7 protein-coding genes and 1 pseudogene are annotated in these 6,232 nt (G+C 70.4%); 5 read left to right on the top strand and 3 right to left on the bottom strand.

The window, feature by feature from the left end; genetic code table 11:
- Both AC31A1_RS44530 and AC31A1_RS44525 read left to right on the top strand, forming a co-directional pair.
- The coding region (locus AC31A1_RS44530; RefSeq protein ID WP_489658778.1) for an enoyl-CoA hydratase-related protein at window positions 1-330 on the top strand (330 nt) is incomplete at its 5' end.
- Window positions 318-935: a TetR/AcrR family transcriptional regulator gene (locus tag AC31A1_RS44525; RefSeq protein WP_489658777.1), complete on the top strand. Its 618-nt coding sequence runs from the start codon at window positions 318-320 to the stop codon at window positions 933-935. The genes AC31A1_RS44530 and AC31A1_RS44525, both read left to right, overlap by 13 nt.
- 108 nt (window positions 936-1,043) lie before the next feature.
- On the opposite strand, the gene AC31A1_RS44520 is transcribed toward AC31A1_RS44525, so the two are convergent.
- The gene (locus tag AC31A1_RS44520) at window positions 1,044-2,156 is read right to left on the bottom strand and encodes a citrate synthase 2 (RefSeq protein ID WP_489658776.1); all 1,113 of its coding nucleotides are present in this window, start codon (window positions 2,154-2,156) and stop codon (window positions 1,044-1,046) included.
- A gap of 212 nt (window positions 2,157-2,368) precedes the next feature.
- Here AC31A1_RS44520 and pdxH point away from each other — a divergent pair, with 212 nt between their 5' ends.
- A complete protein-coding gene (pdxH, locus tag AC31A1_RS44515; protein WP_489658775.1) occupies window positions 2,369-3,049 on the top strand; it encodes a pyridoxamine 5'-phosphate oxidase in 681 nt (226 codons plus the stop codon).
- 340 nt (window positions 3,050-3,389) lie between these two features.
- On the top strand, window positions 3,390-3,830 hold the full coding sequence (locus tag AC31A1_RS44510; RefSeq protein ID WP_489658774.1) for a GNAT family N-acetyltransferase: 441 nt from the start codon (window positions 3,390-3,392) through the stop codon (window positions 3,828-3,830).
- On the opposite strand, the gene AC31A1_RS44505 is transcribed toward AC31A1_RS44510, so the two are convergent.
- Window positions 3,811-4,425 carry a nucleotidyltransferase family protein gene (locus AC31A1_RS44505; RefSeq protein ID WP_489658773.1) on the bottom strand — a complete coding sequence of 205 codons (615 nt, stop codon included), beginning with the start codon at window positions 4,423-4,425 and terminating at the stop codon, window positions 3,811-3,813. The two genes, AC31A1_RS44510 and AC31A1_RS44505, sit on opposite strands and share 20 nt — an antisense overlap.
- A gap of 152 nt (window positions 4,426-4,577) precedes the next feature.
- Here AC31A1_RS44505 and AC31A1_RS44500 point away from each other — a divergent pair, with 152 nt between their 5' ends.
- On the top strand, window positions 4,578-5,993 hold the full coding sequence (locus tag AC31A1_RS44500; protein ID WP_489658772.1) for a PAS domain-containing protein: 1,416 nt from the start codon (window positions 4,578-4,580) through the stop codon (window positions 5,991-5,993).
- Between the two features lie 52 nt (window positions 5,994-6,045).
- Here AC31A1_RS44500 and AC31A1_RS44495 read toward each other — a convergent pair.
- Window positions 6,046-6,232, bottom strand: a pseudogene (locus tag AC31A1_RS44495) (SIS domain-containing protein); the annotation flags it as partial.

Below are 6,232 nucleotides of genomic sequence, written 5' to 3'. Positions count from 1 at the left end.
CTCCTGCCCCGCACGGACCCCCGCGCCCTGGCCCGCTACTACCTCACCGGCGAGCGTTTCGACGCGACGGAAGCGACCCGCGCGGGCTTGCTCACGGTGGCGGGAGAGGACGTGGACGAGGCACTGGCACCGATCCTCGACGGCCTGCGCCGAGCCGCTCCCGAGGCCCTGGCCGAGACGAAACGGCTGCTCACGGCTAGGGTGCTGGAGACCTTCGACCGGGACGCGGCCGACCTGACCGCGCTCTCGGCACGGCTGTTCGGCTCCGCGCAGGCCCGCGAGGGGATGACAGCATTCCTCGAACGACGGGACCCCGCATGGGTGGTGTGAGCACGACGACGGCGCCGGGCGCGGTCGACCGCAGACCCAAGCAGGACCGCAGCCGGGCCACCCGGCAACGCCTCCTGGAAGCCGCCGTGTCCTGCCTCGCCGAACACGGCTGGGCAGGCTCCACGGTCTCCGTCGTAGCCGAACGCGCCGGCGTCTCCCGAGGCGCCGCCCAACACCACTTCCCCACCCGCGAGGACCTCTTCACGGCGGCGGTCGAGTACGTGGCCGAGGAACGCTCGACAGCCCTGCGGGCCCTGTTCCCGGAGGGCGCGGCAAACCGACGCGCAGTGATCGAGGCCCTGGTCGACCTCTACACGGGCCCGTTGTTCCGCGCGGCCCTCCACCTCTGGGTAGCAGCCTCCAACGAGGACCAACTCCGCCCCCGCGTAACCGAGTTGGAGGCGAAGGTGGGCCGAGAGACTCACCGCATAGCGGTGGAGCTGCTGAACGCGGACGAGTCGAGACAGGGCGTGCGCGAAACAGTCCAGGGCCTTCTGGACATGGCAAGGGGCTTGGGCCTGGCCAACCTGCTCACGAACGATAGGGCCAGGCGGGAGAGGGTGGTAGCCCAATGGGCAGCACTCCTGGAACACGCCTTGGGGTGAGGGCTTTTATCTTTTAGGGGCGCGGGGCTGTGTCGATTTGCGGCTCCGCCGCGTGGGCGCGACCAGCCACAACGCCCCCGCACCCGCCCACGCACCTGAGCCCCCTCTTCAGTGGGCGATATCCGAGTACCCCTCGATCGACTGAGGCCCACGAGACTCCGGCCCCACATACCGAGCAGACGGCCGCACAAGCCGCCCCGTCCGCTTCTGCTCAAGAATGTGCGCCGACCACCCCGCCGTACGCGCACACGTGAACATCGACGTGAACATGTGCGCCGGCACCTCAGCGAAGTCCAGCACGATCGCCGCCCAGAACTCGACGTTGGTCGCGAGCACCCGGTCGGGCCGCCGAGCGTGCAACTCCGCGAGCGCGGCCTTCTCCAACGCCTCCGCGATCTCGAACCGCGGCGCCCCCAACTCCCGCGCGGTACGCCGCAGTACGCGAGCCCGAGGGTCCTCGGCCCGATACACCCGGTGCCCGAAGCCCATCAACCGCTCACCCTTGTCGAGCGCCTGCCGAACGTACGCGTCCGCATCCCCGGTCCGCTCGATCTCCTCGATCATCCCGAGCACACGGGACGGCGCCCCACCATGCAGCGGCCCGGACATCGCCCCCACGGCCCCGGACAACGCGGCAGCGACATCGGCACCGGTGGACGCGATAACCCGAGCGGTGAAGGTAGACGCGTTCATGCCGTGCTCGGCAGCAGAAGTCCAATACGCGTCGACGGCGGCAACATGCTTGGGATCCGGCTCCCCCCGCCACCGGATCATGAACCGCTCGACGACCGAGTGCGCCTTGTCGATCTCGCTCTGCGGCACCATCGCGTGCCCCTGCCCCCGCGCGGACTGGGCGACGTACGACAGGGCCATGACGGCGGCCCGGGCGAGGTCGTCGCGAGCCTGCTCCTCGTCGATGTCGAGGAGCGGCTTGAGGCCCCACACGGGCGCGAGCATCGCCAGCGCGGACTGCACGTCGACGCGGATGTCCCCGGAGTGCACCGGGATCGGGAACGGCTCGGCGGGCGGCAGTCCGGGGTTGAAGGCGCCGTCGACGAGCAGCCCCCAGACGTTGCCGAACGAGACGTGACCGACCAGATCCTCGATGTCGACGCCCCTGTACCGCAGGGCGCCGCCTTCCTTGTCCGGTTCGGCGATCTCCGTCTCGAACGCGACGATTCCTTCGAGTCCAGGTACGAAGGAGGGGTCGAAGTCGGACATCAGGCGGCTCCTCATGCTGTGGCTCCACGGTCACGGGGGACTCGCGGGCCGAAGATAGAGACATCAGCACCATAACGCCGAGTGCCACACAAGGGGAGGGTCTGCGGCACTGAGTGCCACCCGAACTCGCGGCCGCACGCGCCGGCCCGCGACCGTGGACGACCACACGCAACCGCACCCGCCCGCACACCGCCGTACGGCAGGATGATCGTGTGACCGACCGTGATCCCACCGACCGTGATCCCCGCCTCGACCCCGCCGCGATGCGCAAGCAGTACCGCGTGGAGGGCCTCGACGAGAGCGACCTGGCAGCCGACCCCATGACACAGTTCGGCCGCTGGTTCGAGGAGGCGGTGGTCCAGGAGCTCGTCTACGAGCCGAACGCCATGGTCGTCTCCACCGCCGACGCCGAGGGCCGCCCCAGCTCCCGCACGGTCCTCATGAAGCACTACGACGGCCAGGGCTTCGTCTTCTACACGAACTACGACTCCCGCAAGGCCCGCGAACTCGGCGCCAACCCGTACGTCTCGCTGCTCTTCCCCTGGCACCCGATGGCCCGCCAGGTCCTGGTCACGGGCACCGCCCGCCGCACCGGCCGCGACGAGACCGCCGCCTACTTCCGCACCCGCCCGCACGGCTCCCAACTCGGCGCCTGGGCCAGCACCCAGTCCGCGGTGATCCCCTCCCGCACCGAACTGGAGTCGTCGTACGAGGAGTTGACCGCCCGCTACCCCGAGGGCGAACAGGTCCCGGTCCCCCCGCACTGGGGCGGCTTCCGCATCGCCCCCCAGACGGTCGAGTTCTGGCAGGGCCGGGAAAACCGCCTCCACGACCGCCTCCGCTACACCGCGGAGCCGGCGGGCACCTGGCGAGTGGACCGCCTGAGCCCCTGATCTCACCGGGCCGCCGAAACGCAGACGACCCGCGAGCTCAGGTCCCTCCGCCTCACAGCGGGGGAGCCGGCCGGACGTACCGGCGAGCTCGCGGGTCGGGTGACTGCGTTGGGTTAGGCCGGTTGCGCGCAACTCGCACACGCTGGTCCGGCGCCGAACCGAGTACGACGGCGGGCCACTAGCCCGCAGTCACCTCTTCCGTCCGGTATTCATACATCTGCCGAACCACCTCCTTTCCGAAGTACTCGCCACCCTAAGAACCCCTCGCCGACGGATCAACCGCTTTTACGAACCCCGAACTCACTGGACGCGAATGCGCTGGTCACCTAGGTTCCGCCTCATGACCGACCTGCGGATGGAACCGGTGGATCCAGAGGCTGAGGACGCACTGCGGGACTGGCAGCACGTCCACAACCTGATCGTGCCGCCCGCCGCGATGTCTCTCGACGAGGTGCGGGAGCGGAGCGGACGGAACCGGCTGGAGAACGCGTACCTGGGGGACGTGCTCGTGGGCTGCTCCACCGTGCGCCCCCCAGAGGACGGCGTGGCGACCGTCATCGCGCGCGTGCTGCCCGAGTTCCGGCGGCGCGGCTACGGAGTCGCCCTCTACGAAAACGGCCTCACGCGCGCGCGTGCGCTCGACGCCGGCGCGATCGAGACCGTCGTCCTGGCCGCCAACACGGACGGCGTCCGGTTCGCCGAGGCACGGGGTTTCGTCGAGACCGAGCGCTATGTGCTGGACGGGGAGACCGACCTGTGGATCACCCTGCGGTTGGCGTAGGCCAGGGCAGGACCGTCAACTCCGGCCAGGCTTCCCGCCAGCGGGCCGCCTTCGTCTCGTAGACCTCTCGTGGTGCCAGGACCGGGTTCGGCCGTACGACGAGGTTGAAGACGTCGGAGAGGCCGTGCGGGGCGTATACGCGCCAGTCGCCGTCCTCCTTCAGGCGTACGGCCAGGCAGCATGTCGTCGCCGCGAAGGAGTCGATCGCGGCCTCTACGGAGTCGTACGGCGGGCACGGCGTGCCGAACTTCTGCTCATACCAGAGGTGGACGCGGGCCTCGTTGCGGATCTCGACCTCGGACTTGGCGGACAGGTCGGCATAGGCCTCGCGGCCTGCGCGGATCACCTTGTCCTCGGCCTCCCAGGACAGGTCCGTGTCGTCGTAGTAGAAGACGTCGTAGTCCTTGATGGCGTGGGTCGGGGGACGGCCCGTGACCACGTTCCACACGGTTTGGAAGAGGCAGCCCGCGGTCAGGTACCAGTTCGGGAGGCCGAGGGCCGCGGTGCGGTCGAGGATCTCCAGGAGGACCTCGTTGCGGGACAATGTCGTCCGCAGCGCGGTGAGTTGTTCGTCGAGCGGGAGGCGGGCCGGCATCGGTCGAGTGTGCCGGGAGCGAGCCGGCGTCGTACAACGATTCCTTCAATCTTGCGGGAACCAGGTGTGTGCTGCGTCACGTTCGAGTTGAATGAGGGGGAGTGAGTGAACCGACGCGTCGTGTCCGCGGACGCAGCCTGCAGGGGGTCCAGGTGAGTGCTTCCCGGCGTAGTGGGACCACCGACGAATTGGGTCCCGACGAGCCCGAGCGGGACGGTGGGCCCGAAGGGGTCGGCGGGTCCGACCTGTTGGCCGCGTTGCTGGACGGGATGGACGCGGCGCTGTGTGCCTTCGACGCGGACGGGGTGCTGACGCACTGGAACCGCGAGGCGGAGCGCATCCTGGGCTGGACCGCGGCCGAGGCCGTGGGGCGGCAGGGGCTGGCCGGGTGGGCCGTACGGAGTGCGGACGCCGAGGAGGTCGAGGGGCGGCTCATGTCCGCCATGCAGGCCCCTGGGCGGCAGGTCAATGAGTTCGCGCTGCTGACCAAGGACGGTGGGCGGGTGCTCGTGCGGACCCAGTCCGCCGCCGTGCGCGGTCCCGACGGGAAGCCCGCCGGGGTCTACTGCGCCTTCAGTGAAGTGCATGCCCAGATCGACCTTGAGCGGTCGATCGCCCTGAGTGAGGCGTTGTTCGAGGACGCCTCCTGGGGTGTTGTGCTCGTCGATGCCGATCTGCGGCCCGCCGTCGTCAACTCGCATGCCGCGCGGGCGCTCGGTACCGGGCGTACCTCCGTGCTCGGGCGGCCCCTCGGGGAGTTGCTCGCCCAGGGCGTCGAGGAGTTGGAGGCCGCGCTCACGCATGTGCTCGCCGAGGGCGCGCCGCCGGCGCCCGCGGAGATCTGGGTGAGCGTACGGACGCCGGAGGGCAATCTGCGGCGCTGCTGGCGGAGCGGGTTCCTGCGGCTGGCCTCGCCGCTCACCGAGGAGCCCGTGCCGCTCGGCGTCGGCTGGCTCTTCCAGGACGTCACCGAGGCCAAGCAACTGGAGCAGGAGGCCTCGTTGCTGCGCTTCCGCGCCCAGCAACTGCACCGCGCCGCCCGCGCCGCCGCCGAGTGCGAGGACCCGCGCGACGCGGCGACCGTCCACCTCGACTTCGCCCTCGCCGGCTTCGCCGACCACGCCCTCATCGACCGGGTCGCCGGCGGATCGTTGAACGATGGTGATGGGGTACGTGCTACGGCCGTACGACTGATCCGAGTCGCCGCTACGCCCACGGGCGCGCCCGGCCCCAGCCTGCTCACCGGCGCCGCCGGGCTTCCCGTGCGCTACGGAGAGGGCCATCCCGCCCTGCAGTGCGTCGAACGCGTCGGCTCCGTGCGGGCCAGTATCGGCACCGCCCCGCCCGAACAGGCCCGCGAGTGGGCTCGGGTCAGGCAGTGGCCCACGGACGCCGTGCACGCCCTGTGCGCAGTGCTGCGCAGCCGGGGGCGGACCCTGGGCGTCGTGACGTTCCTACGGGGCGCCGGGCGCAGCCAGTTCGAACGGTCCGACTCGATCTACGCCGAGGACGTCGCCGTACGGATCGCGGCTGCGCTGGACCTGGCGGAGGCGGCGCGCGAGAAGTGAGCCACTGCCCAGTAGTGAGCCACTACTGGGCAGCTCACTACGGGGCTGACGCTCAGTACTGGTAGAAGATCCGGTCCCGGTACTCCTCGAACACCCGGCCGTTCCACTCGTGGCCGCCGTCCACGTTCCCGGAGCGCAGCAGTGGCGGCTCGATGCCGCGGTCGGCCAGGGTCGCGGCCGCCGTCGCCATGACCGCCTGGAGGAGGGCCGTGGTGACGGCGGTGGAGGCGGGGGCGAAG

Source organism: Streptomyces sp. P5F9 (assembly GCF_057961495.1).
The sequence above is the reverse complement of the archived record's forward strand: the minus strand, read 5'-3'. Positions and strand labels throughout refer to the sequence as shown.